Here is a 25,467-nt window from a genome sequence, read left to right as displayed (position 1 = left end):
TCGCGCCGCAGCGCGTGGCGCCGGCGCTCGTCGCCGCGCCGGTCGGGGAGCTCGCATGCCGCTGCGGATCGAGGAGTACGCGCTGCTCGGGGACACACAGACCGCGGCGCTGGTCGGGCGCGACGGCTCCATCGACTGGCTGTGCCTGCCGCGCTTCGATTCGGCCGCCTGCTTCGCCGCCCTGCTCGGGGCGCCGGAGCACGGCCGCTTCCGGATCGCGCCGAAGGACCCGTCGCCCCGCGTCGCGCGCCGCTACCGCGAGGGCACGCTCGTGCTCGAGACCGAGTTCACCACGGCCGAAGGCGCGGTCCGGCTCGTGGACTGCATGCCGCTGCGCGGGAGGGCGCCGGACGTGGTGCGCGTCGTCGAGGGCGTGCGCGGCCGGGTCCCGGTCTCCCTGGAGCTCATCGTTCGCTTCGATTACGGCTCGATCGTGCCCTGGGTGCGCTCGATCGGCGGCGCGCTGCGCGCGGTGGCCGGGCCCGACGCGCTGATCCTGCGCGCGGGGGTGCCGCTCCGCGGCGCGGGGCTCACCACGGTCGCCGACTTCGACGTCCACGCGGGACAGCGCATCCCCTTCGTGCTCACGTGGCACCCGTCGCACGAGCCGCCGCCCGAGGCGCTCGACGCCGAGCGCGAGGTGCAGAACGCCGAGGCGTGGTGGCGCGCCTGGTCGAGCCGCTGCGCCCACGCCGGGCCGTGGAGGGAGGCGGTCGTCTCGTCGCTCGTCGCGCTCAAGGCCCTCACCCACGCGCCCACCGGCGGGCTCGTCGCGGCGCCGACGACCTCGCTGCCGGAGTGGATCGGCGGCGTGCGCAACTGGGACTACCGCTGCTGCTGGCTGCGCGACGCGACCCTCACGCTCTACGCGCTGCTGCTCGGCGGCCACAGCGACGAGGCCGAGGCCTGGCGCGACTGGCTCCTGCGCGCCATCGCGGGCGACCCCTCGAAGCTCCAGATCCTCTACGGCATCGCGGGCGAGCGGCGGCTCCGCGAGGTCGAGCTCCCCTGGCTGCCGGGCTACGAGGGCTCGCGGCCGGTGCGCGCCGGCAACGCCGCGGTCGCGCAGCTCCAGCTCGATGTTTACGGCGAGGTGATGGACACGATGTACCAGGCGCGCCGCACCGGCCTCGCGCCGGAGCCGGAGGCCTGGCGCCTCCAGCGCAAGCTGATGGACTTCCTCGAGTCGAACTGGCGCCGGCCCGACGAGGGCATCTGGGAGGTGCGGGGCGGGCCGCGCCCCTTCACCTATTCGCGGGTGATGGCCTGGGTCGCGTTCGATCGCGCCGTGAAGACCGTGGAGCAGCTCGGGCTGGAGGGCCCGGTCGACCGCTGGCGCGCGCTGCGCGACGCGGTGCACGCCGAGGTGTGCGAGAAGGGGTTCGACCGGGGCCGCGGCGCGTTCACGCAGTCGTACGGCAGCCAGGTGCTCGACGCGAGCACGCTGCTCATCCCGCTCGTCGGCTTCCTCCCGCCGGACGACCCGCGCGTCGCGGGCACGGTGCGCGCGATCGAGCGCGAGCTCCTGCGCGGGGGCTTCGTGCTCCGCTATCCGACCGGCCCGGCGGGGGCGATCGACGGCCTGCCCGGCGGCGAGGGGGTGTTCCTCGCGTGCAGCTTCTGGCTGGCGGACTGCTATGCCCTCATGGGCCGCGCCGCCGAGGCGCGGGCGCTGTTCGAGCGGCTGCTCGCCCTGCGCAACGACGTCGGCCTGCTCTCGGAGGAGTACGACCCCGCGAGCGAGCGGCTGCTCGGCAACTTCCCCCAGGCGTTCAGCCATCTGGCGCTGGTCGACACCGCGTTCAATCTTGCCCTGGACCGCGCGGGGCCCGCGGCTCATCGATCTCGTTGAGGCTCACACGAAGAAAGGAGAGCTCGATGCGCGCCATCACGGTCGAGCCCGGCAAACCGAGCTCCGGGCGCCTGGACGACATCCCCGAGCCGCCCAGCGCGCACGGGCCGGTGCTGGTCAAGACGCTCGCCGTCGGCGTGTGCGGCACGGACGTCGAGATCGTGGGCGGCGGTTACGGGTGGGCGCCGCCGGGCAAGGCGCGGCTCGTGATCGGGCACGAGTCGCTCGGCGAGGTGCTCGAGGCGCCGCCCGGGAGCGGGCTCGACCGGGGCGACTGGGTGGTGGGGATCGTGCGCCGCCCCGATCCGGTCCCGTGCGCGAGCTGCGCGGCGGGCGAGTGGGACATGTGCCGCAACGGCCGCTACACCGAGCGCGGCATCAAGGCGATCGACGGCTACGCCTCGGAGCGGTACCGCATCGAGCCCGAGTTCGCGGTGGTCGTCGACAAGAAGCTCGGCGAGCGCGGCGTGCTGCTCGAGCCGGCGAGCGTCGTGGCCAAGGCGTGGGACCAGATCGAGCGCATCGGCGCGCGGACGAGCTGGAAGCCGCGGAGCGTGCTCGTCACGGGGGCGGGCCCCATCGGCCTGCTCGCGGCGCTGCTCGGCGTGGAGCGCGGCCTCGAGGTGCGCGTGCTCGACCGGGTGACCGAGGGGCCGAAGCCCGGCCTCGTGCGCGATCTCGGGGCGACGTACCACGCGAGCAGCGTGCAGGAGGCCGGGGCGGGCGTGGACGTGGTCATCGAGTGCACGGGCGTCGGGCGGCTCATCTACGACGCGATGCTGGTCGTGGCGCCGGTCGGCCTCGTGTGCCTCGCCGGGGTGTCGTCGGGCGGGCGGACGCTCCCGGTCGACGTGCAGGGGCTGAACCGCGAGATGGTGCTCGAGAACACGGTCGTCTTCGGCACGGTCAACGCGAATCGGCGGCACTACGAGGCGGCCGCCGCGTCGCTCGCCCGGGCGGATCAAGGCTGGCTCGACCGCCTCCTCACCCGCCGGGTCCCGCTCGACCGCTGGGCCGAGGCGCTCGTGCGAAAGCCGGCCGACGTGAAGCCCATCATCGCCTTCGCGTGAGCGCCGGCGCCGCCGGAGGCGGGACCTCTCGGGCCCGCGGAAGACGGCCCTTGTGGGTCACTCGATAGCGCAGTCGGGCGCCGAGCTCGGGTCGGCGACCCACGCCGCGAGGCGCGCGGTCCCGGCGTCGCCCCACGCGTCGTGCGCCAGCTGGTTGAGCCGGCACCACTCATGACGTGTCTGCTGGACGGCGAGCGACTTCGCCGCCAGGTGCTGCGCCGTGCGATCGGTCAATGAGGTCTTGTCCTTGCTGAGCTCGTCGTGCGTCATCGCGACCGGAGGCGGACAGTAGTCCCCCTGCTCGTACTCGACCGTACCCGAGACGAGCCCATAGGCCTTCTTCCGCTCGACCCGGACCGTCACGATGGCGTACTTCGGGTACGGTGCGCGGGCGTCGCGCGTCACCGCCGCTCGCTTCGGCTTGTCGCCCTGCACGACGATGAAGCCCGTCGACGGGATCGCGGAATACGGCGCGAGCGCGGGGAAAGCGGTGAGCGACTCGTCCACGAGGACGTCGCCGCCGAGCTCGACCCAGTTCGTGTGTGCGTAGAAGTCCTGCACCGCGTGGAGCGAACGCCCGAAGGCCAGCATGGCCCGGGCATCCCCGTCCAGGAGCGGAATGCCCGGGCCCAGCGCGCGCACCGCCTCGGCTTGACTCGCGGCGACGAAGGCGGCGCCTCCGCTGAAGTTGCAGTCATCGAAGTGGGCGGCGTTGCTGAAATGGAACGCGACGTCCGTGGACACGTTCCCGACCTTCAGGGCGGTGAGCACGGAGGGCTTCAGGAACGACAGGGCCGTGTGGGTGATCTCCTCGTGGTTCGGCTCGCCGGGCGCCGTCGAGAATGCATCGGCGCTCTCGTCGAGCGCCTCCGCGGTTTCAACTTCGCCGACGCAGCCGAGCGTCAGCGAGAGACCCATGATTGTCAGTCCGAGAGCGGTGTGTCGATGCATGTTCCGTGAGATTGCAAGTCACGATCCAGGCGTGCGGGCTGAGCGTCTGTTGAAAAAAGCGCACGAGAGGGGTTTGCAACGATGCGCCGGAGCCCGATGAGGACATGTCATCACGTGTCGTTACCTTTCACGCGCGACCTGCACGCGCGCCCCACTGCGACAATTCGCCACGTGCTTTGCTCAGGAGGAGTGTCGGTCGAGGCGCTCCAGGGACGTCTGGCCGACGCGATGGCGATAGCGAGGGCGATCGGAGCGCGGGCCGCGCTCGATCTGCGGATTGCCTGCGGGCAGCGCTACGGCAAGCTGAACGCGAACAGCGTGTTGCCCGGCGTGCCGATCCCGAAGCTCTCGTAGCCGCTCCCCCAGTACACCGTGCCGTTCGCCACCGCCGGCCCGGCGCTGACCGAGCCGTCGGCCGGATGGCTCCAGAGGATCGCGCCCGTCGCGGCGCTCAGGGCGTGCACGTTGCCGCTCATCGAGCCGGCGTAGAGCACGCCGTTCGCGACCGTCAGCGGCCCCCGATCCTGCGCGCCCGGCGTGGGATCGGGCGTCTGCCACAGGATGTCGCCCGTCGCGGTGTCGAGCGCGCTCCACGATCCCCACGAGACGACCTGGCCGGAGGGCTCCAGCGTGTACTCGACCCCGCCGTTGTTGCCGATCGGCACGTAGATCCGGCTCTCGTCCACGGCGACTCCCCACATGATGCCGCCCAGCTCCCCGCCGGGGCCGACCAGCGTGCTCCACACCACGCTCCCGTCGTCCCGGTCGAGCGCCCAGAAGATGCCGCTCTTCTGGCCGGCGCCGACCAGATCGCGGCGCTCCGCCCCCGCGCCGGCCGAGAACAGCGTGGCGCCCGTGCCGAAGTCGTAATCCGGGCCCGCCGGATCAGGGCACCAGTCGCCGCCGAAGTAACACGCCCCCGTCCATGCATCGAAGCCCTGGAGCCGCCGCGCCCACTTCAGCGCGCCGGTGTCGAGGTCGAGCGCGAGGACCGCATCGATGTAGTTGTCGGCCGGGAGGCAGGCCTCCACGGCGAGGGCGTCGTCGCCGGCCGCCTCCACGCACGCGGAGACGGCCGGAGGCACGGTGTAGTTGTTGCCGGTGGTCACGTACAAGGTGCGACGCCCGAGGTCGATCGCGGGCGCGCCGCCCCAGACGGCGCCGCCGGTGAAACCGGCGGGGACCAAGTAGCGCTGCCAGAGCACCTCCCCGGTCACCGCGTCGAGCGCGACCACGCTGCCGCGGAACGAGCAGCACGGATACGCGTTGTCCGCCGCGAAGAGCTCCTCGCGCGAGGAGACGCCCACGTACACGCGCCCGCCGTGCACGACGGGAGACTGCGTGATGATCGCCGCGGGGTGCGGGTCGAGCTGCGTCTTCCACAGGAGATCGCCGGTGCGGCTGTCCACGGCGAGCATGTGCGCGCCGGCCTGGGTGCCGACGAACAGCATGTGGCCGTGGAGCGCGGGGCTCGTGCGCGAGACGGCGTCCGCCGTGCCCGTGAGGCTGGGGATCGCGCGCGTCCAGATCGGGGCCCCGGTCTCGGCGTCGAGCTTGTACAGGTTGCCGCCCCCGTCCGGAAAGTACAGCGCGCCGTGGTCGACGGCCGGCGTCGCGGGGACGATGCCAGTCGTCGTGAAGGCCCACTTCACGGAGAGCGAACCGACGTTCGACGTCCCAATCTCGTTCTCGCCGGTCGCGTGGTGCGTATTGGCGAGATCCCTGCCGTACATCGTCCAGCGCCCGGTGCCCGTGCCCATGGCGGTGCGACCTTGGGCGATATAGAGCCCGGCGAGACATGCGGCGGCCGCGACCGCGGACCGCGCCCAGAAGATGCGCTTCATGATGATCCTCCTGGGGTATCGAGGTGAGCGGCGCTCGGCGGCCCGGCTCGTTCGTTCCGCCGCTGCTGCAACACGACGCCCCGGACATACGTCACGCCGGATCTGGCTGCGTGTCAATCGGATAGAGAGGTTGGCCGAAGCGCCCGTGACATGGCCGAGGTACGGATACCGCGACGCAGGTTTGAGCACCTCGGGATAGCCTGCGGCTCACCGCCGCGCGCGGCAGGCGCGCTGCTGCGGCCGCAGCAGGGTGCGGAACGCCTGCCCGGCGCGCAGCGACGTGACAAGCGCCGTCGCGTCCGCGCCGCGCCTCGCCGCCGGTCCCGCCGCGCGTCGCGCCGCCGCCGCTGCCTGCCAGCGCGCCGCGCATCCCCGCCGCGACCCGAGCGCGCGCAGCACGGAGCGCGTGTGGCCCGGCGAATGCTACACACTCGCCCCGTGACCTCACCCCTGCTCTCGCCTTTCTCCTTCCCGAACGGCCTCACCGCCAGGAACCGCGTCTGGCTCGCCCCGCTCACGAACGGGCAAAGCCACGACGACGGCTCCCTGGGCGACGACGAGCTCCGCTGGCTCTCCTGCCGCGCGCAAGGCGGCTTCGGCGTGGTCGAGACCTGCGCTGCCCACGTCGCCGAGGACGGCCATGCCTGGAAGGGCGAGCTCGGCGTCTTCGCCGACCGGCTCCTGCCCGGCCTGCGCCGGCTCGCGGCCGCGGTCGCCGCCCCCGGCGCCCTGGGCCTCGTCCAGCTCTTTCACGGCGGCCTCCGCGCCAATCCGCAGGTGTCCGGCCTGCCCACGTGGAGCGCCAGCGCCGTCGCCGAGCCGGACCTGCCCGTCCCCCGCGCCGCCACCGAGCAAGACATCCTCGGCGTCATCGAGCGCTTCCGCGACGCGGCGGCGCGGGCGCTCCTCGCCGGCTTCGCGGGCGTCGAGCTGCACGGCGCGCACGGCTACCTCCTCGGCCAGTTCCTGTCCGCCACCCAGAACCGCCGCACGGATCGCTGGGGCGGCGCGTGGGAGAACCGGGCGCGCCTGCTGCGCGAGACCCTCCGGGCGGTCCGCGCCGCGGTGCCCGCGTCCTTCGTCGTCGGCGTGCGCCTGTCGCCCGAGGACTGGGGCCAGGCCAAGGGGCTCGACCTCGACGAGAACCTCGAGCTCGCTCGCTGGCTCGTCGAGGACGGCGCCGACTTCCTCCACCTTTCGCTGTGGGACGCGAGCAAGCCCTCGCGGAAGCGCCCCGACGCCCACCCGCTGCCGCTGTTCCGGGAGGTGGTGGGGCCGAGCCTGCCGCTCGTGGTCGCGGGCGGCGTCTGGACGCGCGCCGAGGCCGAGGCGCTCCTCGACAAGGGCGCCACCGCGGTCGCGCTGGGGCGCGCCGGCATCGCCAACCCCGACTGGCCGCAGCGGATCGCCGATCCCGCCTGGGAGCCGCGGCGGCCGCCGCTCACGCGCGCCGAGCTGCTCGAGCGCGGCGTCTCCGAGACCTTCGCCGGGTACCTGCGGCGATGGAAAGGCTTCGTGGCCGACTGAGGGGCCGCGCCGATCACGTCCCGCAGAACGTGTACTGCACGCGCTCTTCCAGCTGCGGGGGCTCGCTCAGGTGGGCGAGCTCCGGCTGATCCTCGTACGGGCGCTCGAGCACCCGCACGAACGTCTCGAAGGGCTCGAAGTCGCCGCGGACGGCCGCCTGGATGAGCGCCTCGATCCGGTGGTTGCGCGGGATGAACGCGGGGTTGACGAGCCGCATCGCGCGCGCGCGCGCCTCCGGCGTGACGTCCTCCCTGACGAGCCGCCGGCGCCACGCCTCGGCCCAGTCGCGGAAGGCGCCGGGCTCCGCGAACAGCGAGGCCACCTGCGCGTCCGCGGCGGTGTCCTCCGCCGACGCGCACAGCCGGCGAAAGAAGAGGGTGTAATCGACGCCGTTCGACGCGAGCCGGTCCAGCAGATCGGCGGCGAGCGCGAGGTCGTCGTCCTCCTCGCGCGCGAGCCCCAGCTTCGCCCGCAGGACGCGCTCGTGCGCCTCCACGAACAGGCCGGTGAAGCGCTGCACGCGCTCGGTCGCCAGGCGGACGGCCTCGTCCTTGTCGTCGGCGAGGAGCGGCAGGAGCGCCTCGGCGAGCCGCAGCATGTTCCACTGGGCGATGCCCGGCTGGTTCCCGAAGGCGTAGCGGCCGCCGCGATCGATCGAGCTGAACTTCTTCTCGGGGTCGTACTCGTCGAGGAACGCGCACGGCCCGTAGTCGATGGTCTCGCCGGAGATCGAGGTGTTGTCGGTGTTCATCACGCCGTGCACGAAGCCGACGCCCAGCCAGCGCGCGACGAGGCTCGCCTGCGCCTCGATGACGCGCTCGAGCAGCGCCAGCGCGTCGTTGCCGCTGCCCGCGGCCTCGGGGTAGTGCCGGGCGAGCGCGTACGACGCCAAGGTGGAGAGCGCCTCGCGGTCGCCCCGCGCGGCGAAGAACTGGAACGTGCCCACGCGGAGGTGGCTCGCGGCCACGCGCGTGAGCACCGCGCCCGGGAGCACCTCCTCGCGGAAGACCGGCTCGCCCGTGGTCACGGCGGCGAGCGCGCGCGTCGTCGGTACGCCGAGCGCCGCCATGGCCTCGCTCACGACGTACTCGCGCAGCACCGGCCCGAGGGCGGCGCGCCCGTCTCCGCCGCGCGAGAACGGCGTCCGCCCCGCGCCCTTGAGCTGGATGTCGCGCCGCTTGCCGTCCTTGCCGACGACCTCGCCGAGCAGGATGGCCCGGCCGTCCCCGAGCTGGTTCACGAAGCTGCCGAACTGGTGCCCCGCGTACGCGAGCGCGATCGGCGCCGCGCCCTCGGGCAGCGCGTTGCCGGAGAGCACCTCTGCCCCCTCCGCGGACGCGAGCTGCGCCGCGTCGAGCCCGAGCACCTCCGCGAGCGCGCCGTTGACCTTCACGACGCGCGGCTCGCGGACCTTGGCGGGGGCGACGCGCGCGTAGAACCGGTCCGGGAGCCTGGCGTAGGTGTTGTCGAAGGCGAGCTTCATCGGGGAACCTCGGGGCGGGTGGGAGCCATCGGCGTCATGAGACGCGTCGTTCTGCCGAGGTTCTACTGCAATCCGCGCGCTCGCGCCGCCCCGCAAACGAGCGAGCGCGGCGGCGCCCGGCGCGCCCCGATCACTCGTACCACGTCGGCACGATCGCCCGCACCTCCGGCAGCGCGGCGATGCGGCAGATCTTGTCCCAGGCCGCGCCCTCGAGCGCGCCATGGCGCGCGACGCACTCGGCGTCTCCGGTGGGGAAGAAGTACAGCGTCTCCGCGGGCACATCGCACCTGGCGCGCCCGGGCGACGAGCCCTCCTGGATCGTGGGCGCGATGCCCCGCACCCGGGCGACGAGCGCCTCGTCGCCCGCCGGCAGGCAGAACTCGACGGATCCATCGTTCGCGCACCCCGTCTCCCGGGTGAACGCGAGCTTCTCGGTCGGACACGCGGCCGCGGGCGGCGGTGGCCCCTCGACCTGCCCCTCCCCGGGCGCGGACGGCGGCGCGGACGTGCAGCTCGACAGGCAGGCGATCAGCAGATGAGAGATGGCGAATCGTCGCATGGCGCTCCTCTCGGGTCGCGTCGCCGGCTCGCCGGCCTCGACAGCGTAGAGGAGGCGGCCTTCCAGGGGCAATGGCCCTCCGCCTGCCAGGACGTCACCTCCTCGCCGCGCCACCGGCCACGTCGACGGGCCTATCGCGGATGGCCGTCCGGATCGTCCGTCGCCGTCGTCGCGGCCCGGGCCAGGAAGATCTCGCGCACGCGGCCGATCTCTGCCGGCTCCGCGAGCACGTCGAGCCTGTCGCCGACCTCGAGGATCGTTTGGCCCCGGGGCACGACGGTCCCGCCCTCCCGGTGAATGGCGCGGATGAGCACCCCGGCAGGCAGGCCGAGCTCGGCGATGCGCTTGCCGACGACGGCGGCCCCGGGCGCGAGCTCGAACATGCGGCTCCTCGGCTCCGCGCCGGCGAGGGTGTGGGTCGTCGGATCGTACTGCCCCGCGAGCTCGTTCACCACGGTCTCGGGCGAGAGGGGCGTGTTGGTCGTGTAACCGGCGCGAGCGAGCAAGTGCGTCGCGACGGGCATCGTCAGCACCACGAATGCGATGATGACGACGGCCCGGGCCGTGACGGCCGGGTCCTGGAAATGAAGGGCGGAAGCGGAGATGATGCACGTCATCCCGAACACCGAGGCCTTCGAGGTCACCTGGAGGCGGGTGAACAGGTCCGGCATGCGCAGGATGCCCACGGCCGCGAGCAGCATGAAGATGCATCCGATGACGAGGAGCGCGCCCTCGACGAGCTCGAGGATCACGACGACTCCCCCTGTCGCTCGAGGTAATACGCGAACGCGATGGTGCCGAGAAAGAAGATGAGCGACAGCACCATCACCGCGTCGAGGAGGATGCCTTGGTCGGTCACCATCGCGTAGAGGGCGATGCCCCCGCTGCCGACCGTCGCCATGAGGTCCATGGCGACCACGCGGTCGGGGAGGCTCGGCCCGAGCAGGAGCCGGATGAACGCGACGACGAACGCCGCCGTGACGACGGCGATCGCGACGAGCAAGAGCGGGGTCATCGCAAGAGCTCCTTCACGCGGCGCTCGAGGTCGTTCTTGATGGTCGCGCGCAGCGCGTCGGCGCTGTCCACGAACATCGCGTGGACGAAGAGGACCGTGCGGTCGCTCGACACGTCGAGGCCAAAGGTGCCGGGCGTCAGGGCGAGGAGGTTCGTCAGCACCGTGATCTCGAGATCGGTCGTCAGATCCAGGGGGACCGCGACGATGCCGGGGCGGCTCTTTCGCCTGATCGAAATGACGTCGCGGGCGACCCTGATGTTCGCCCGCACCATCTCTCTCGCATAAAAGAGCAGGAAGGACAGCACCCCCGGCAGCTTCTCGAAATAGGTCGTGGGGCCGAGCAGGCGCCGGAGCCCGAAGAGCAGGAGGTACCCGAGGAGGAAGCCGAAGGCGAGGCCCCCCGCGGTGACGCGGCCGAGCAGGGTCACCCAGACGATCGCCAGGAACAGATTGAGGACGAGGGCTCTCATGGGCGCCCCTCCCCCAGCACGGTGCGCACGTATTCGGTCGGCTCGGCGAGCTGCGCGGCGGCCCGGCGGACGACGGCGAGGAGCGGCTCGGGCGCCATCCCGAGCGCGAAGCCCAGCGCCGTCAAGAGGACGACCGGCGCGTAGAGGAGCGCGCGACGCCGCGCCCCGCCCTCCCGCGCGGCGAGGTCGGCCTCGGCGGGCGCGGGCTTCCAGAAGGCCTCATTCCATATCTTCGTCATCGAGATGAGGGTGACGAGGCCGACGGCGAGGCTGGTGGCGACGACGGCCGCGGCCTCGCGCGAGCCGACCTCGAGCCCCGACCGCACCAACATGAGCTTGCCCCAGAACCCCGACAAGGGCGGCATGCCGGCGAGGGAGAGGGCCGTGACGAGGAAGCAGGCGGAGAGCCCCGGGCTCCGCGCGAGGAGCCCGCCCTGAAGCTCGAGGGGGGCGTCTCTCCTGTCGGATCGCATGATCCCGCTGATGAGGAAGAGGTTCGACTTGATGATGGCGTGGTGCAAGACGAAGAAGATCGCCCCCGAGAGCGACGACAACGTGAACAGGCCGAGGCCCATGACCATGTAGCCGACCTGGCTCACGCTATGAAACGCGAGGATCCGCCGGACCTCCCGGTGGGACACCGCGCCGAGCACGCCGACGGCCATGGTGAAGGCCGCGGTCCCGAGGAGGAGCGCGTGGGTGACTTCCCCGTCGGCCACGAAGACGAGGGTGAACATCCGCACGAGGGCGTAGACGCCCACCTTCGTCAAGAGCCCCGCGAACAGCGCGGTGACCGTCACGGGCGGCGTGTGATACGAGTCCGGCAGCCAGAAAAAGAGGGGGAAGACAGCGGCCTTGATGCCGAACGCGACGAGGAAGATCATCGCGAGGGTGAGCCGGATCGGCGGCGCGAGGCCCGGCAGCTTGAGCGAGAGGTCGGCCAGGTTGAGGGCGTGCACGGATCCGTAAAGGATGCCGAGGCCGGTGAGGAAGAGGGCGCTCGAGATCAGGTTCATCGCGACGTACTTGATCGCGCCCTGCATCTGCGGCCGCTCGTTGCCGAGCACCAGGAGCACGAAGGACGCGATCAGCGTCACCTCGAACCAGACGTAGAGATTGAAGAGATCGCCGGTGACGAACACGCCGTTCGCCCCCATGAGGAGCACGTGCATGAGCGGGTAGAACCCGCGCGCCCGCCGCTCCCGGTCGATGTCCGACAGGGAGTAGATCGACGTGACGACCGCGATGATGCCCGAGAGCAGGACCATCAGCGCCGAGAAGAGGTCGACCACGAAGGTGATGCCGTACGGGGCGGGCCAGCCTCCGAGCTGGGTCGATTGAATGCCCCCCCGGTGCACGGCGCGGAGCAAGACGACGCCGACGGCGAGCTGAACGACGCTCCCGACGAGGCCGAGCGCGCGGTGCCGCCCCGCGCGCTGGAAGGAGAGGAGCGAGAGGGCCGCCGTGGTCATGGGGACGAGGACGGGCAGGACGAGGAGCACCTTCATGGGTCGGCCGATTCGAGGGAGTCGATGTCGTCGCTGCCCATGGTCCGATGAACGCGATGAAGGAGGACGACGGCGAACGCGACGACAGCGAAGCTGATGACGATCGCCGTCAGGATCAGCGCCTGGGCCATGGGATCGGCCGGCGGCGCGTGGAAGGCCTCTCCACCCCTGGGGATCAGCGGGGGACGGCCGCGGACGACGCCGCCCGCCGTGAGGATGAGGAGGTTCGTGCCGTGCCCGAGCAGCACGAGGCCGAAGGCGAGCTTCACGATGCTGCGCCGGAGCATGAGAAACAGCCCCGACGCATAGAGCCCGCCGACGACGATCGCGAGGAGGACCGTCATGAGCTCATCTCCGCGGTCATGAGGACGATCATGAGCACCATGCCCATCACGGCGGCATACACGCCGACGTCGAACAGCACCGGCGTCCCCACCGCCACGTCGCCGAGCCCCGGCACCGGGACGGTCGTCCACACGCCTTGCAGGAAGGCTCCGCCGGCCACGAGCCCGATGACGCCCGAGAGCAGGATCGTCGAGAGCCCGAGCCCCATGAGCGTCTGGGGCGCGACGCGGAGCAGCCGCCGCGTCGAGGGGACGTCGTACGCGAGGATGTGGAGCGAGAACGCCGACGCGATGATGAGCCCGCCGACGAACCCGCCCCCGGGCTCGTGGTGACCGCGGAGGAGCGCGTATATCGAGACGATGATCAGGAGCACCATCAACACCGGCGCCGCGGCGCGCAGGATCACGGAGGGCACGGCTCAGGCTCCCTTCCGCGTACGGGTCGCGAGCAGCGCATAGACCCCGATCCCGGCCACGCAGAGGACCGTGGACTCCCCCAGCGTGTCCATCGCCCGGAAATCCACGAGGATCACGTTGACGATGTTCCGCCCGTGGGCCTCGGCGTACCCCTTCTCCACGAAGAACTCGCGCAGGATCGGCTCCGGGGAGAGCGACGACGACATGAGGATGAGCAGGGTCACCGTGCCCCCGAAGATCACGGAGACGATCGCGTCCGGGATCCACACGCGCGCGGGGGATCGGGGCACGAAGCGCGGCAGGTGGTGCAGGACGAGGACGAAGATGACGATCGTCAGCACCTCGACCATGATCTGCGTCAGCGCGAGATCGAGCGCGCTGAAGATCACGAAGATGAGCATGACGCAGGTGCCGATCGCGCCGAGCGCGGCGACGACGGCGAGGCGCGATTGCGTGCGCGTCGCCATGACCGCGGACCCGAGGATCACGCCCGCGAGCACGAGCTCCGGGAGCTCCACGGTGAGCGACGGGACCGTGAACGGGAGGCTCCGGAGCAGCGGCGTCCCGACGAGCACGACCGTCGTCAGGACCGTGATGAGCAGGTAATGGCGCAAATGCCCCGTCTGGAGCCGCCGGGTCAGCCACTCCGCGAACCGGAGGAGCCCCGCGAAGGCAGCGTCGTACACGCGCGCGGGGCCCCACGCTCCAAGGCGCGTGGCGGCGCGCGCGGCGGCGTCGAGGAGGCGCGCTTCGCGGCCGGAGAGGACGCGGAAGAGGCCGAGTCCGGCGAGGAGGGTCGCGACGCTGAGCCCGAGCACGGGGGTCAGGCCGTGCCACAGGCGTAGCTCGAGCGGCGCGGGTCGGCCGAGGATGGCGGTCGCCGCCAGGCCCGGGAGGTCGCCGAGGAGCCGCGGCGCCACCCCGAGGACGAGGCTCGCCGCCGCGAGCGTGGCAGGCCCGAGCCACAAGGACGGCGGCGCTTCGTGGGGGAGCGTGGGCGCCGCCGGGGAACCCCCGAAGAAGGGGCGATGGGCGACGACCAGGCTCACCACGACGAGGAGGGCGCTCGACAGGACCGCGGCCCCGGCGAGGACCGCCGTCATCGAGGGCGGCGCGAGGACGGCCTCGTAGAAGAGCTCTTTCGACACGAAACCGAGGAGGGGCGGCGCCCCCGCGCTCGAGAGCGCCGCCAGCACGGCCGCCGTCGCGGTGATCGGCATCCGCCGCGCGAGGCCCCGCAGGCGGGTGACGTCGCGGGTCCCGGTCTCGTGGTCCAGGGTCCCCGCGGTCATGAAGAGCGCGCCCTTGTACAGCGAATGCGCCGCCAGATAGACCACCGCCGCGGAGACGGCCGCCCGGGTCCCGATGCCGAGGAGCATCGTGAGGAGGCCGAGGACGCTCACGGTCGAATAGGCGAGGATCCGCTTGAGATCCTTCTGCGTGACCGCGAGCGCCGCGCCCGTCACCATCGTGGCGGCGCCGAAGCCCGTCACGACGAGGGTCCATTCGCGCGTCGCGCCGAGCGTGGGGTGCAGGCGCGCGAGCAGATAGACGCCGGCCTTCACCATCGTGGCCGAGTGCAGGTAGGCGCTGACCGGCGTGGGCGCCTCCATCGCCCGAGGGAGCCAGAAATGAAAGGGCACCTGCGCCGATTTCGTGAAGGCCCCCGCGAGGACGAGGAGCAGGATCGGCAGGTAGAGGGGGCTCCCGCGGACGACGGTTCCCGAGAACCGCGATATCTGCGTCTCGCCGGTGGCCACGACGAGGAGGACGAGGCCCGCGAGCATGGCGAGCCCGCCGCCGCCCGTCACGAGGAGCGCCGTCAAGGCGGCTTTGCGCGCCTCCGGCCGCTCGTGGTCCCACCCGATGAGGAGATACGAGCTCACGCTCGTGAGCTCCCAGCACACGAAGAGGAGAATGACGTCGTCGGCGAGCACGAGGCCCGCCATGGATCCCGTGAACAGGAGCAGATAGGCGTAAAACCGCCCGAGCCGCGGGTGCGAGCGCAGGTATTCGCTCGCGTACACGAAGATCAGCGCCCCGATGCCGCAGATGAGCCCGAGGAACACGAGCGAGAGCCCATCCAGCCTCACCGCGAGCTCCACGCCGAGCGACGGGATCCACGGCAGCGACGCGTGATGGGCCTCCCCCGCGGCGAAGAGCCTCGGGACGAACCGCATCGCGACCACGAGCGGAACGAGCGGGAGCGCCGCGAAGAGCCAGCCGGCCTGGCGGCCGAGCCTGCGATGGAGGGGCGGCGCCAGCAGCGCTCCGACGAAGACGCTCAGGACAGCCCACAGCATCGCAGCAGGTTCCCCTTCGATGCCGGCGACGGCCCGAGGCTGCCCCCGGCGCGCTGCGCATCCGCGGAAAAGTCGGTCGCGAGGACGAGCGTCATGCGCGTGGCTCCCACTCCGAGCGAGCACGAGCGGCTCCAACCGCCCTGTCGATGAACTGGGTGGAGCCAGAGCTCTCACGGCGCAAGCTCCACCTCGGCGGCTGCCTGCGTTTGGCCGGCAAGCGGGCGCGTCGTCCCCTCTCCGTGGTCCCAGCGCGTCCTCGCGCGGCCGGGCGAGCCGCCCTGCCCGCGGTCCCGGCTGCCAGCTCGCGTGCCCGTGCGTCGCGGACACGCATTCGCGGCTCTGGATCGGGCGCGGACCTTGCGCCCTGAGGGCGCACACGTCGCGCCCCGCGTGGGGCCCCGCCAAAGGGAGGCATCGAATGTACATTCTTTTCATCGTGGTGCTGCTCGGCGCCGGAGCGGCCCTGATCGCGTGGGGGATGTGGATGCGCAGGCGCCTGCCCGTCGCGGCGGGAGCGCTGCTCGCGGCCGGCACGCTCGCGTTCTTCGGGTTCCTGAGCTTCTGGGGCGAGTACCTCTGGTTCGCCGAGCTCGGTTACACGGCGCGCTTCTGGACGGCGACGCTGGCCCGGTCGATCTCGGCGCTCGCGGCCGCTTCGCTCGGCGCGCTCCTCGTCTTCCTGCTGACCCTCCCTGCGCGGTCGCTCGGCGCGCGCCGCGTCCCGACCTTGCTCGGCGCGGCGTTCGGCGCCCTCTGGGGCTTCTTCGGCTGGGAGGTGATCCTGCGCTTCCTCGCGCAGGTGCCCACGGCGCTGCGCGACCCCATCCTCGGCCGGAGCACCTCGTTTTACCTGTTCTCGCTGCCGTTCTACGATGCGGTGTACTTCCTGCTGTGGACCCTCGCGCTCCTCGCGCTCGCCGGGGCGGCGGTCGACGCGGACCTCGCGTCGGCGCGGCGGACGACCGGTCCCGCCGCGGAGCACGTCGCGGCGCCTGCTGCGGAGCACGTCGCGGCGCCTCCTGCGGAGCACGTCGCGGCGCCTCCTGCGGAGCGCATCGCGGCGCCTCCTGCGGAGCAGGTCACGGGGCCCCCGGCGGACCTCCCTGCGGAGCGCGCCGCGGCGCCGGACATCGCGGCTCCCACCGCGGACGCCGCGCCCGCCGGCGTCGCGCGGTACCGCGCGCTCTTCTTCTCTCTCGGCGCGCTCGCGCTCGTCATCGCCTGGGGGCGGTGGCTCGCGGCCTATCACCTCATGTACTCGTCATGGGGCGTGGTCGTGGGCCCGGGCTGGACCGACGTCCACGTGCGCCTGCCCGCCACCCGCGTCGTCGCCGTCATCGCGGCGCTCGTGGGGATCGCGCTCTTCCTCCCGCCCGTGCAGCGCGCCCTCTGCCGCGCCGCCGCCGTCGAGCGCGGCGCGGGCCGGCGCGCCCTGGCGAGGCTCGCCGCGCTGCCGGCGCTGCTCGTGGCGGTGCCGTGGGCGCTCGGCATGCACGTGCTCCCGGCGCTCGTCCAGTGGCTCAAGGTCGTGCCCAACGAGCTCGCGCTCGAGCGCCCCTACCTCGCCCACAACATCGCGTTCACCCGCGCGGGGTTCCGCCTCCACGACATCGAGGTCACCGAGTTCCCCGTCTCCGACCGGCTCACCCGCGAGACCCTGGCGGACAACCAGGATCTCCTGTCCGAGGTGCGCCTCTGGGACCCGCGCGCGCTCGAGGCCGTGATCCATCAGTTCCAGGCGATCCGCCTCTATTACGAGATGCCTGGCATCGACATCGATCGCTACGCCGTGGGCGACCGCTACCGGCAGGTCATGCTCGCCCCGCGCGAGCTCAACGCCGAGAACCTGCCGCGCGAGCACCAGACCTTCGTCAACCGTCGCTTCAAGTACACGCACGGCTACGGCGTCGCGATGGCCTCGGCGCACGACTTCACGCACGACGGGCAGCCGAACCTGCTCGTGAAGGACATCCCGCCCGTCTCCGCCTCGCCCGAGATCGCGATCGAGCGGCCGGAGATCTATTATGGAGAGACCACCCACGGCTACGTGGTGGCCAACTCCAGGGAGCCGGAGTTCGACTATCCGAGCGGCTCGGAGAACGTCTACACGCGCTACGCGGGCACCGGCGGGATCGCGCTCGACGGCTTCTTCCGCAAGCTCCTCTTCGGGTGGAAGCTCGGCGGCACGAGCCTCCTCGCGTCCGGCATCCCCACGGACGACAGCCGGGTGATGTTCCGCCGCGAGGTCCGCGAGCGCGTGGGGGCGATCGCCCCCTTCCTGGCCCTGGATCGCGATCCGTACATCGTCGTCGCCGGCGGGCGGCTCCACTGGATCCTCGATGCGTACACCACGTCGAGCTACTACCCCTACAGCGAGAGCTTCTTCTCGGCCGAGGGCGCCGGGATGAGCGCGCCGGGCGACGCGGGCGGGCGGGCGGGGTTCGCGCATCACCTCCGCCGCGCGAACTACGTGCGCAACTCGGTCAAGGCGGTGGTCGACGCCTACGACGGCTCGGTGCGGCTCTACGTCTTCGAGCCAGAGGATCCGATCCTCCAGGTCTACAGCCGCATCTTCCCCGGCCTGCTCCTGCCGCGCGAGGAGATGCCGGCGGAGCTCCGCGCGCACGTGCGTTATCCGGAGGATTTCCTCCTCGCGCAGGGCCTCGTTTACGCGAAGTACCACATGACGGATCCCGAGGTGTTCTACAACCAGGAGGACCTCTGGGCGCGCGCGACCGAGAAGTACTACGACAAGGTCCAGCCGGTGGAGCCCTATTATGTGATGTGGAAGCCGCCCGGCGAGGGTCGGCCCGAGTTCACCCTGATCCTGCCGTTCACGCCGAAGGACCGGCAGGTGCTCATCGGCTGGATCGCCGGCATGTCCGACGGCGACGACTACGGGCGCATGCTCGCATACAAGTTCCCGAAGGACACGCGGGTGCTCGGCACCCAGCAGATGGACACGAAGATCGATCAGGATCCGGTGCTGTCGGCGCAGCTCTCCCTGTGGAGCCAGCGCGGTCAGAAGGTGATCCGCGGCAACGCGCTGGTCATCCCTGTCGAGGACACGCTCCTCTATGTCGAGCCGATCTTCCTCCAGGCGGACACGGCGGCGTATCCGGAGCTCCGCGTCGTGGTGGTGATGCACGGCGACCGGATGAGCTTCGCGAGCTCGCTCGACGCGGCGCTGCGCGGGCTCCTCGAGGGCGGGCCGCCCCCGACGCCGGCCGCGGCGGGCGTGCCCGGCGTGCCAGAGGCGCCCGGCGCGCGCGGCGTGACCGACGGGCTGGCGCAGCGGGCCAACGACGCGTTCGCGAGCTACCTGCGCCTGCTCGGCGAGCGTCGCTTCCACGAGGCCGGCGCGGCGCTCGAGGCGCTGAGCCGGACGCTCGAGGAGCTAGAGGGGCCGTCGGCCTTCCTCGACGATCGATAGCGGGACGGCGCCGGGGCGAGACGAAGAGGCGGCCGGGCAGCGCGCAGACACAGACCTTTATCCGACAAAGCGCGCGTCTCTTGACGGTCTGATGGTCACCCCTCCTCTCATCCGGTGCAGCTGAGAAAGGATGTGTGTCCTGGTCTCGCCCTGCTCGGGCGCCGAATTCGGGCTCGCGCCAGAGACGAGGTAGCGGCGCATACCTGCGAGCGTCGTAGCCTTCCTCACGCCTTCGAGCATGTAAGGCCATCGTATGTCAGGTCTGTGGAATCCAGCATCCCCGGCATAGGCGTGCGTATATTGAACCGGAGGTGACGAGGGGGAGCAGTCTGCGTAGAAAAATGCCTTGATAAGGCCGCACATTCGCATGCCTTCGACGAGGGCCGCAAACACGGTATCGCCGATCTCATCAAACGCATCCAAGACGTACCCGCGCCCCACGTTGTACACCGTCTCCTCGAGGGTGAGGTACTGTTCATGACGGAGAATGGATGTAGCCGCGTCGAAGAATCGGTCCTCTGCGAGCGCGACGCCTCCATTGAAGAGGTAGTCCTGCTCATCGAACGTTTCGTACCTCGAGTACCGCTGTCGGCGGCAAATGCGCAAGTGTTCGGCAAAATTTCGCAAACAACAGCGGAATAGCGCCGCGTGAGCGCGGTCGCCGACGTCTGCGCTGGCATATTCCAGCATATGCAGATGATAGAACAGCTGAATCGGGAACATGTCCATGAAGACGCCGACGTTCCCGTCGCGAAGCCTGTTCGCAGAAAATATCAAGAGTTGCCGGATCGTCTCCAGCGCGAACCGAACATGCGGAAACGAGCTCAGCGTCCAATTGATGGTCCGCAGGAACGCGGTGACGCCCTCGCCAAAACCGGCGCCCAGGCTGGGATTCCTTGCGAGCAGTATCAGGCGCCCAGGATCTGAATCGGCCAGATCGAGAAGAAATTCGATCAGGCGAAAATTGCAGCCGACGGCGAACGAGCCGAAGGACGCGCCCCCCGCGAAGAGCAGCCTGTTATTCGCGGAAAACAGCGTGGAGTAACGAGCGTTGATCAGGGTATTCGTCTGTACCCATGCCCGGGGTGTGTTGTAAGAGCGCACGACAGGGTCGGCCACGGCATCGACCTCGCGCCAGAGGTGCTCGCAGTCGTGGCACTGCTGCGCAATTTGGACAGAGGAGGCGCAGCAAGCGCACCTGCCCATCAGAGGACCCCGAGGCCGGGGGCGGACAGGTCCGCGATCACCGACCAGGTGCGCGGGCTCCCGCCGGCGCTCGCGCGGAGGCGGCCCCAGAGCGGTGTTTCATCACAGCAGGCACCAAACAAGAACATCGTCACGCCTCTCTGAACTTGCTCCGTGGTCAGCGCCGAGCATCCGCCGAGCAGCACCTCAGGAGCGCTCGCGTCGAGCTTGCCAGGATTGATCGCGCCGAGCATGCTGAGGTACTCCTCGGCGTTCATTGATCTCAGGGCTCGCCCAGCGAACACCTCCGAAGCCTTTGCGACGGCGACGTCGAGCGCGCTCACCCTCCTTTTTCGCAGGGCGATCCGGAGCTTGGAGAACCAACGGTAGGCGCTGGTCCCGCCGCGCATCGAGTCGCCGGCCCAAGCAAACGCCGGGTCGTCCGGGAAGCGGTAGCCCAGATCCATCGATCCTTCGACGAACTCACGGATGTCGGCGTCTACATCGATGCCCCTCCGCACCGCGTCTTTGGTAGCCATTCGGCTGAGATCCATGAGTGCCTGCTCGCCGAACAGACGCAGGAGGCTGGAGCCACGGTATCGCTGAACGAGATGCCGAGCCAGATCGTCAGCCAGGATCGCCACCATCTGGCGCTGCATCGCTACAAGGGTCTCCTCACGCAGGCAACGCATGGTAGCTCTTGAGCCATCATACATTGGGTCGAGCTCGCGCCGGTCGAGAAGCCCATGGGTTCGTCCTGATTTTGTGCCACATTGCCCCACGTTGACGCTCATCGCGCGATCTGCGTAATACGCACCCCGATCGCCGATTCCCCCTCTTCCCCTCCTTGCGCCTTGGCGCCTTTGCGTCGATCTCTCCCCCGTGTACGCTCGCCCCGTGCGCCCCCTGCAGCAGCTCCGCGAGCTCTTCTCCGCGTTCGCCCCGCGCGTGGTCTCCGCCCCGATCTCCCATTTCGGCCGTCTCCGGCAGAGCGCCGACACCTTTTGCGAGATCGCTCCCGCCTCGTCCGCCGAGCTCGCCGACGCCCTCGGGACGGCCCACCGCCACGGCGTCCCCGTGCGGATCCGCGGCCAGGGCCACGCGCTCAACGGCGCCTCCCTGCCCGCCGCGCACGAGCTCCTCCTCCGCACGGAGCGCCTCGGCGACGTCCGATTCGAAACCGAAGGCACCGTGACCGCGGGCGCCGGCGTCGTCCTCTGGAGCCTGCGCAACGTCGCGGAGCGCCACGGCTACACCGTGCCCGTCGTGAACGACGGCCACGCCGGGCCCTCGGTCGCCGGGTTCGTCGCCGCGGGCGGCTTCGGGCCGCGCTCCAACCTGCACGGGGGCTTCTGGGAGAACGTCGCGGCCCTGACGCTCGTCGACGGCACGGGCCGCCTTCAGCGCGTCGACAGGCATCATGCGCTCTTTCCATGGCTGTTCGGCGCGATGGGCCAGCTCGGCGTCGTCGTCGAGGTGACGCTCGACCTCCACCCGCTGGACACCGCGGCTCCCCCGCCCTACCCGGCCGGCGCCAGCGTCGGCCGCGAGCTCATCGCCGCCTCGCCAGACCTGCAGGGCCCCGGTCCGGACGAGGCCGAGCGCGACGAGCGCCTCCTGTGGTTCACGCTGTTCACCCCCGGAAGGAGCCTCGCGAAGGCGCAGGCGCGGCTCGCCGCCCTCGAGGCGGAGCACGCGGGCCTGCTCTCGTACCGCCGGCGCTACGCATACCCGATCCGCCAGCGGCGCCCGGTGCCGCCGCTCGTCTACCCGCGCGACGAGCCGTTCTTCGCGCTCGGCTCCTGGGGCGCGCTGCGCCTGCCCCCCGGCGACGCCGCGGGCCCGCTGCGGGCCTATGACGAGGCGCTCACGCGGGCCGCCATCGAGCTCGGCTGCCGCCGCTACATCCAGTCCGAGTCGACCTCCGGCGCCGACGCCTACCGCGCGTGCTTCGGCGAGGAGACCTATACGGCCCTCCGCGGCCTCAAGGCGCAGCAGGATCCGGGGGGCATCCTGAACCGCGGTTCCGTCTTCCCCCCTTGATCCGCCGAATCCCGATCGTCTCGCCCGCCCCGGCCGCGCCCACTGACTCGCCCTCTCCGCCCGCCGCCGCGCTCACCCGAACAGCGCCACATACGGCGTGATCCCGAGATACGCCTTCGCCTCCAGCGGCGCGTCCGGCCGGTAGACCAGCTTGAGCATGACGCCCTGACGCAGCCGCGTCGGCCACCCCCGGCCCGGCCAGGGCCGCGCGTCCGCCGGCCAGGCCAGGATCGCGTCGCGCTTGTCCGGCAAGCACGCGCCGAGCGCGACCAGCCGGTCCAGCGCCGTCGCCCAGCGGACATCCACGACCGGAACCGAGATCTCCAGGCCCAGCATCGGCTCCACCGCCGCGCCGACGTCGAGGTGGAAGCCGACATGGCTCGTGAAAGGAACCATGCTGTCGAGGAGCGCCTCGATGTCCGCGATCGATCCGGGCCAGTCGATCCGCGCCAGGTACGCCGGGACATCGGCCTTCCCCATCGCGACCACCAGGCGCACCGCGGCGCGCCCCCGCACGGCGAGCGGGGCCACGTGCATCGCGCGCCCGCTCGGCGGCAGCCGCGCGATGCACCGGAGCAAGGCGCCGTCGACCGCGGGCGGCACGGGCTCGCCCAGCAAAAGCGCGAGCGCCCGCCGGATCACGCCCGTCTGCTCCGGAAGCCCCGCCCCATCGCCCGCAGCGCCCGGCGTGACGCCGCCCGGCACGGCGGGATCGACGCAGGGAAACGGATACGGCGCCGGCACGGACGACGGTAGCCGCGCCCCGTCGTCGGGGAGGTCGAGCTCGAGCCAGAGCAGCGGAATACCGCGGTAGAGCGGCGAGCCAGGGTCCGCCCACTCCGCGCAAAACGCGGCCACCCGCGCCCACGCCGGCTCGGCGAGCAGGTCGAGATCGGCGCGCCGCCGCGCGAGCGCGCGGTGCCCCCCCTCCGCCGCCGTCAGACAGACCAGCAGATCGACCCGCTCGGAGCCGTCGAGCCGGCACTCGACGGCTGCGCAGGAGGCCGCCGCAGGCAGGCCGGCCGCCGCCGCGGCGAGGCGCGCGTGCGCCGCCGGCGACACCAGCGCCGGCGGGAGCAGCGCCGCGCCCTCGGCCATCAGCGCGTGCACCGGGACGATCACCCCGGACCTCCCCGCGGAGGGCAGTGCTCAACATCGAACATGGAGGCGGGAAGGCGGGAAGGAAAGTTCAATGCTCTTCCTGCCTTCCCGCCTTCATGTGAGCTCTCTCCGGGCAAATTTGAGCACTACCCCGCGGGGCCGCGCCGCCCCGGCCGCTCACACCGGCGTCTGGCGAGCGCGCTTCACCTCGAACGCCCTCGGCAGCGTGCTCTCGGCCTTCCGCGACCTCGCCTGCACGCCGTACGGGCCGGGGACCGCGTTGGCCAGGTTGAACCGCACCTCCATCCGCGAGTTCATCCCCGTGACCACATTCGAGACAACCCCGGAGATGACCGAAGTGCCCTGCACCAGCGAGCACGCCATCGTGCTCTCGAAATACGTGCCGTACACGACCGTCTTGACCTCTTGCCCGTGCACGCCGCTGTTCGGCTCGACGGCCGTGACATGGAGCACGGGGCCGATCCAGTTGACCACCGGGCTCACCGACCGGATCGGCAGGGCCTCGACCTCCTGCGCCACCGCGTCGGCGATGCGCTTCGGATCGCGGGTCCGCAAGAGCGCCTTCTGCTCGTCCGAGAGGCCGGCTTGCGCCATGGCGCGCTCCGGATCCTCGCTGAAGGCGGCCTGCAGGTTGGGATCGCGCGCGAGATCGGCGATGAAGAACATCAACATGAGAACCGCTCCACGGCTAGGGTGATGGACGCGGCAAGGGCCCTGCGCCCACGCGCCGCCCGGCGCTCACCGGGACGACGTCCGATGATAGTAGATGAAATTCGATGTATCCCAGTTCGTCTCGACGATGTCCAGCTCCGTCGAGTACGAATAGCGGACCTCCACCTCATCGCCGGGCCGGAGCCGCTGCGCGAACGAAACCCAGCTCCCGCCCGGGAGCGAGGCGACGTCGCGCGGCGCGACGGGCGCGCCGTTCCGGCGGATCTCGTCGATCTGCTCGATGACCGGGCGAGAGAGCGTGATCACGGCCTGCTCGCGCTCGATGCGGAACGTCTCGGTCGCCGACTGCAATGCCTCCCGGCCCAGGTCGGCGAGCGCGATGGTCTCCTGCACCGTCATCGTCGCCGAGGACCAGACGGGCTCCCGGGTGAACCCGCCGCCCAGCCCGAGGTAGATGTGCAGCGGCGCGCCCAGCGCGTTCGGCGGCGGGGCCGGGCCCCAGCGGCCCGCGATCAGATCGAGCACGCCGTCGCCGCTCACGTCGGCCAGCGCGACGCCAGCCCCCCAGCCGGCGCTCGCCGACCTCCAGGTCGGGCCGCGCTGGCGCCCTGGCGCATAGGCCTCGAACCGGGTCGAGCTCGCGCCCGCCGCCCCCCGCCCGGGCGCGCCCGCGCCCTGCGCGCGGCCCGCCGGGGCGGTGCCAGCACCGAAGTCGCTGTACGAGACCACGAGCCCGGTCGAGGCGCCGAGTCGCCCCGCGTCCAGGAACATCGGATACTGGATGGACTCGCTCGCCGTCCAGGCAGGCTCCCGCGGGAGGGAGATGACGCCGCCGTCCCGCAGCACGCCGCGGAAGATCGGCACGCCCGGCATCGCGACGGCGAGATCCAGCAGGCCGTCCTCGTCGATGTCGGCGAACTCCATGCCGAAGCTGTGATCGACCCTCGCGCTCTTCCAGCTCGGCAGCGGGGACAGCGCGCCGCCGACGTTCTCGTAGATCCGCGCGGGGCCCGGCGCATACCCCTCCTCGAGCGCCACGGAGGCCGCGAGATCCAGATCCCCGTCGCCATCCGCGTCGCCGAGCGCGCAGCCGACGCTCGAGTAGCCGTCCGCGCTGCGGTAGCCCGGCGTCGGCTCCAGCGCGCCGCCGCGGTTCTTGTACACCTTGACGTGCCCGAGCTTCAGGGTGCCGGGCTCCCGGGGGCCGACGCTCACCGCGACATCCACCCAGCCGTCCCGATCGATGTCGCCCACGGCGAGCCCGGTGTTGTAGTCGGCGTCCGCCGACGACCAGCTGGGCTCCGGCGGGAAACGGCCCGTCCCGTCGTTGTAATAGACGACGATCGGCTGTTTCGTCATGTCGTTGCCGTTCGCCACGACGATGTCCTTGAAGCCATCGCCGTCGATGTCGGCCAGCCCGAGGCCCATCGAGTACACGTCCTCTTCATGGCGCGACCGCCAGCCCGGCTCCGCCGCATAGGGCAGCGGCCGGGCGACGAACGGCGATAGCGCCTGCGCGTCCGATTGCGCCGGCTCCGGCGGCGAGGCGAGGCCGGCCTGCGAGGTGCAACCCGGGCAGCCGACGGCCGCGGCGAGCGCGGTCCAGACGGCCGCGGCCCACGCCGGAGACATCGAGGAGGCGCGCGCGGCGCGGGAGCGGCGAAGCATC

The 25,467-nt window shown here is 71.4% G+C and carries 21 protein-coding genes; 5 read left to right on the top strand and 16 right to left on the bottom strand.

What is annotated here, in order from left to right; all coding sequences use genetic code 11:
• Positions 1 to 55: 55 nt before the first annotated feature.
• Both WMF26_RS16320 and WMF26_RS16315 read left to right on the top strand, forming a co-directional pair.
• Positions 56 to 1,852, top strand: a complete 1,797-nt coding sequence (locus WMF26_RS16320; RefSeq protein ID WP_438001080.1) for a glycoside hydrolase family 15 protein — start codon at positions 56 to 58, stop codon at positions 1,850 to 1,852.
• Between the two features lie 26 nt (positions 1,853 to 1,878).
• Positions 1,879 to 2,922 carry a glucose 1-dehydrogenase gene (locus WMF26_RS16315; RefSeq protein ID WP_438001079.1) on the top strand — a complete coding sequence of 348 codons (1,044 nt, stop codon included), beginning with the start codon at positions 1,879 to 1,881 and terminating at the stop codon, positions 2,920 to 2,922.
• A gap of 57 nt (positions 2,923 to 2,979) precedes the next feature.
• On the opposite strand, the gene WMF26_RS16310 is transcribed toward WMF26_RS16315, so the two are convergent.
• Both WMF26_RS16310 and WMF26_RS16305 read right to left on the bottom strand, forming a co-directional pair.
• On the bottom strand, positions 2,980 to 3,840 hold the full coding sequence (locus WMF26_RS16310) for a hypothetical protein (protein WP_438001078.1): 861 nt from the start codon (positions 3,838 to 3,840) through the stop codon (positions 2,980 to 2,982).
• Between the two features lie 326 nt (positions 3,841 to 4,166).
• The gene (locus tag WMF26_RS16305) at positions 4,167 to 5,717 is read right to left on the bottom strand and encodes an outer membrane protein assembly factor BamB family protein (RefSeq protein ID WP_438001077.1); all 1,551 of its coding nucleotides are present in this window, start codon (positions 5,715 to 5,717) and stop codon (positions 4,167 to 4,169) included.
• A gap of 438 nt (positions 5,718 to 6,155) precedes the next feature.
• Here WMF26_RS16305 and WMF26_RS16300 point away from each other — a divergent pair, with 438 nt between their 5' ends.
• Complete coding sequence (locus tag WMF26_RS16300) at positions 6,156 to 7,244, top strand: HisA/HisF-related TIM barrel protein (RefSeq protein WP_438001076.1); 1,089 nt, start codon at positions 6,156 to 6,158, stop codon at positions 7,242 to 7,244.
• Positions 7,245 to 7,257: 13 nt separating this feature from the next.
• Here WMF26_RS16300 and WMF26_RS16295 read toward each other — a convergent pair whose 3' ends face one another.
• The 9 genes from WMF26_RS16295 to WMF26_RS16255 form a co-directional block, all read right to left on the bottom strand.
• Positions 7,258 to 8,727 (bottom strand): protein adenylyltransferase SelO, encoded by a 1,470-nt coding sequence (locus tag WMF26_RS16295; RefSeq protein ID WP_438001075.1) that lies wholly within the window; start codon positions 8,725 to 8,727, stop codon positions 7,258 to 7,260.
• Between the two features lie 130 nt (positions 8,728 to 8,857).
• Positions 8,858 to 9,286: a hypothetical protein gene (locus tag WMF26_RS16290; RefSeq protein ID WP_438001074.1), complete on the bottom strand. Its 429-nt coding sequence runs from the start codon at positions 9,284 to 9,286 to the stop codon at positions 8,858 to 8,860.
• 131 nt (positions 9,287 to 9,417) lie between these two features.
• Positions 9,418 to 10,038, bottom strand: a complete 621-nt coding sequence (mnhG, locus tag WMF26_RS16285; RefSeq protein ID WP_438001073.1) for a monovalent cation/H(+) antiporter subunit G — start codon at positions 10,036 to 10,038, stop codon at positions 9,418 to 9,420.
• Positions 10,035 to 10,301, bottom strand: coding sequence for a monovalent cation/H+ antiporter complex subunit F (locus tag WMF26_RS16280; protein WP_061624828.1), 267 nt, complete (start codon positions 10,299 to 10,301; stop codon positions 10,035 to 10,037). The genes mnhG and WMF26_RS16280 overlap by 4 nt, the downstream gene beginning before the upstream one ends.
• Positions 10,298 to 10,771 carry a Na+/H+ antiporter subunit E gene (locus WMF26_RS16275; protein ID WP_061624827.1) on the bottom strand — a complete coding sequence of 158 codons (474 nt, stop codon included), beginning with the start codon at positions 10,769 to 10,771 and terminating at the stop codon, positions 10,298 to 10,300. Before WMF26_RS16275 ends, WMF26_RS16280 begins: the two co-directional genes overlap by 4 nt.
• A complete protein-coding gene (locus tag WMF26_RS16270) occupies positions 10,768 to 12,279 on the bottom strand; it encodes a proton-conducting transporter transmembrane domain-containing protein (protein WP_438001072.1) in 1,512 nt (503 codons plus the stop codon). Before WMF26_RS16270 ends, WMF26_RS16275 begins: the two co-directional genes overlap by 4 nt.
• Positions 12,276 to 12,623: a Na+/H+ antiporter subunit C gene (locus tag WMF26_RS16265; protein ID WP_061624825.1), complete on the bottom strand. Its 348-nt coding sequence runs from the start codon at positions 12,621 to 12,623 to the stop codon at positions 12,276 to 12,278. Before WMF26_RS16265 ends, WMF26_RS16270 begins: the two co-directional genes overlap by 4 nt.
• Positions 12,620 to 13,039: a Na+/H+ antiporter subunit B gene (locus WMF26_RS16260; protein WP_438001071.1), complete on the bottom strand. Its 420-nt coding sequence runs from the start codon at positions 13,037 to 13,039 to the stop codon at positions 12,620 to 12,622. The genes WMF26_RS16265 and WMF26_RS16260 overlap by 4 nt, the downstream gene beginning before the upstream one ends.
• Positions 13,040 to 13,042: 3 nt before the next feature.
• On the bottom strand, positions 13,043 to 15,343 hold the full coding sequence (locus WMF26_RS16255) for a putative monovalent cation/H+ antiporter subunit A (RefSeq protein ID WP_438001070.1): 2,301 nt from the start codon (positions 15,341 to 15,343) through the stop codon (positions 13,043 to 13,045).
• 418 nt (positions 15,344 to 15,761) lie between these two features.
• Here WMF26_RS16255 and WMF26_RS16250 point away from each other — a divergent pair, with 418 nt between their 5' ends.
• A complete protein-coding gene (locus WMF26_RS16250) occupies positions 15,762 to 18,776 on the top strand; it encodes a UPF0182 family protein (RefSeq protein ID WP_438001069.1) in 3,015 nt (1,004 codons plus the stop codon).
• 57 nt (positions 18,777 to 18,833) lie between these two features.
• On the opposite strand, the gene WMF26_RS16245 is transcribed toward WMF26_RS16250, so the two are convergent.
• Entirely contained in the window at positions 18,834 to 19,895 is a 1,062-nt protein-coding gene (locus tag WMF26_RS16245; protein ID WP_438001068.1) for a DUF2515 family protein, read from the bottom strand.
• Between the two features lie 86 nt (positions 19,896 to 19,981).
• Entirely contained in the window at positions 19,982 to 20,620 is a 639-nt protein-coding gene (locus tag WMF26_RS16240) for a hypothetical protein (RefSeq protein WP_438001067.1), read from the bottom strand.
• A gap of 238 nt (positions 20,621 to 20,858) precedes the next feature.
• Here WMF26_RS16240 and WMF26_RS16235 point away from each other — a divergent pair, with 238 nt between their 5' ends.
• Positions 20,859 to 22,004 carry an FAD-binding oxidoreductase gene (locus WMF26_RS16235; protein WP_438001066.1) on the top strand — a complete coding sequence of 382 codons (1,146 nt, stop codon included), beginning with the start codon at positions 20,859 to 20,861 and terminating at the stop codon, positions 22,002 to 22,004.
• A 72-nt stretch (positions 22,005 to 22,076) separates the two neighbouring features.
• On the opposite strand, the gene WMF26_RS16230 is transcribed toward WMF26_RS16235, so the two are convergent.
• The 3 genes from WMF26_RS16230 to WMF26_RS16220 all read right to left on the bottom strand — a co-directional run bounded on the left by WMF26_RS16230 (position 22,077) and on the right by WMF26_RS16220 (position 25,466).
• Entirely contained in the window at positions 22,077 to 23,126 is a 1,050-nt protein-coding gene (locus WMF26_RS16230; protein ID WP_438001065.1) for a hypothetical protein, read from the bottom strand.
• Positions 23,127 to 23,282: 156 nt separating this feature from the next.
• Positions 23,283 to 23,798, bottom strand: coding sequence for a hypothetical protein (locus WMF26_RS16225; protein ID WP_438001064.1), 516 nt, complete (start codon positions 23,796 to 23,798; stop codon positions 23,283 to 23,285).
• Positions 23,799 to 23,864: 66 nt separating this feature from the next.
• Complete coding sequence (locus WMF26_RS16220; RefSeq protein WP_438001063.1) at positions 23,865 to 25,466, bottom strand: FG-GAP-like repeat-containing protein; 1,602 nt, start codon at positions 25,464 to 25,466, stop codon at positions 23,865 to 23,867.
• Position 25,467 lies beyond the last annotated feature (1 nt).

This window comes from Sorangium sp. So ce185 (genome assembly GCF_051526825.1).
Lineage (GTDB): Bacteria > Myxococcota_A > Polyangia > Polyangiales > Polyangiaceae > Sorangium > Sorangium cellulosum_D.
The sequence above is the reverse complement of the archived record's forward strand: the minus strand, read 5'-3'. Positions and strand labels throughout refer to the sequence as shown.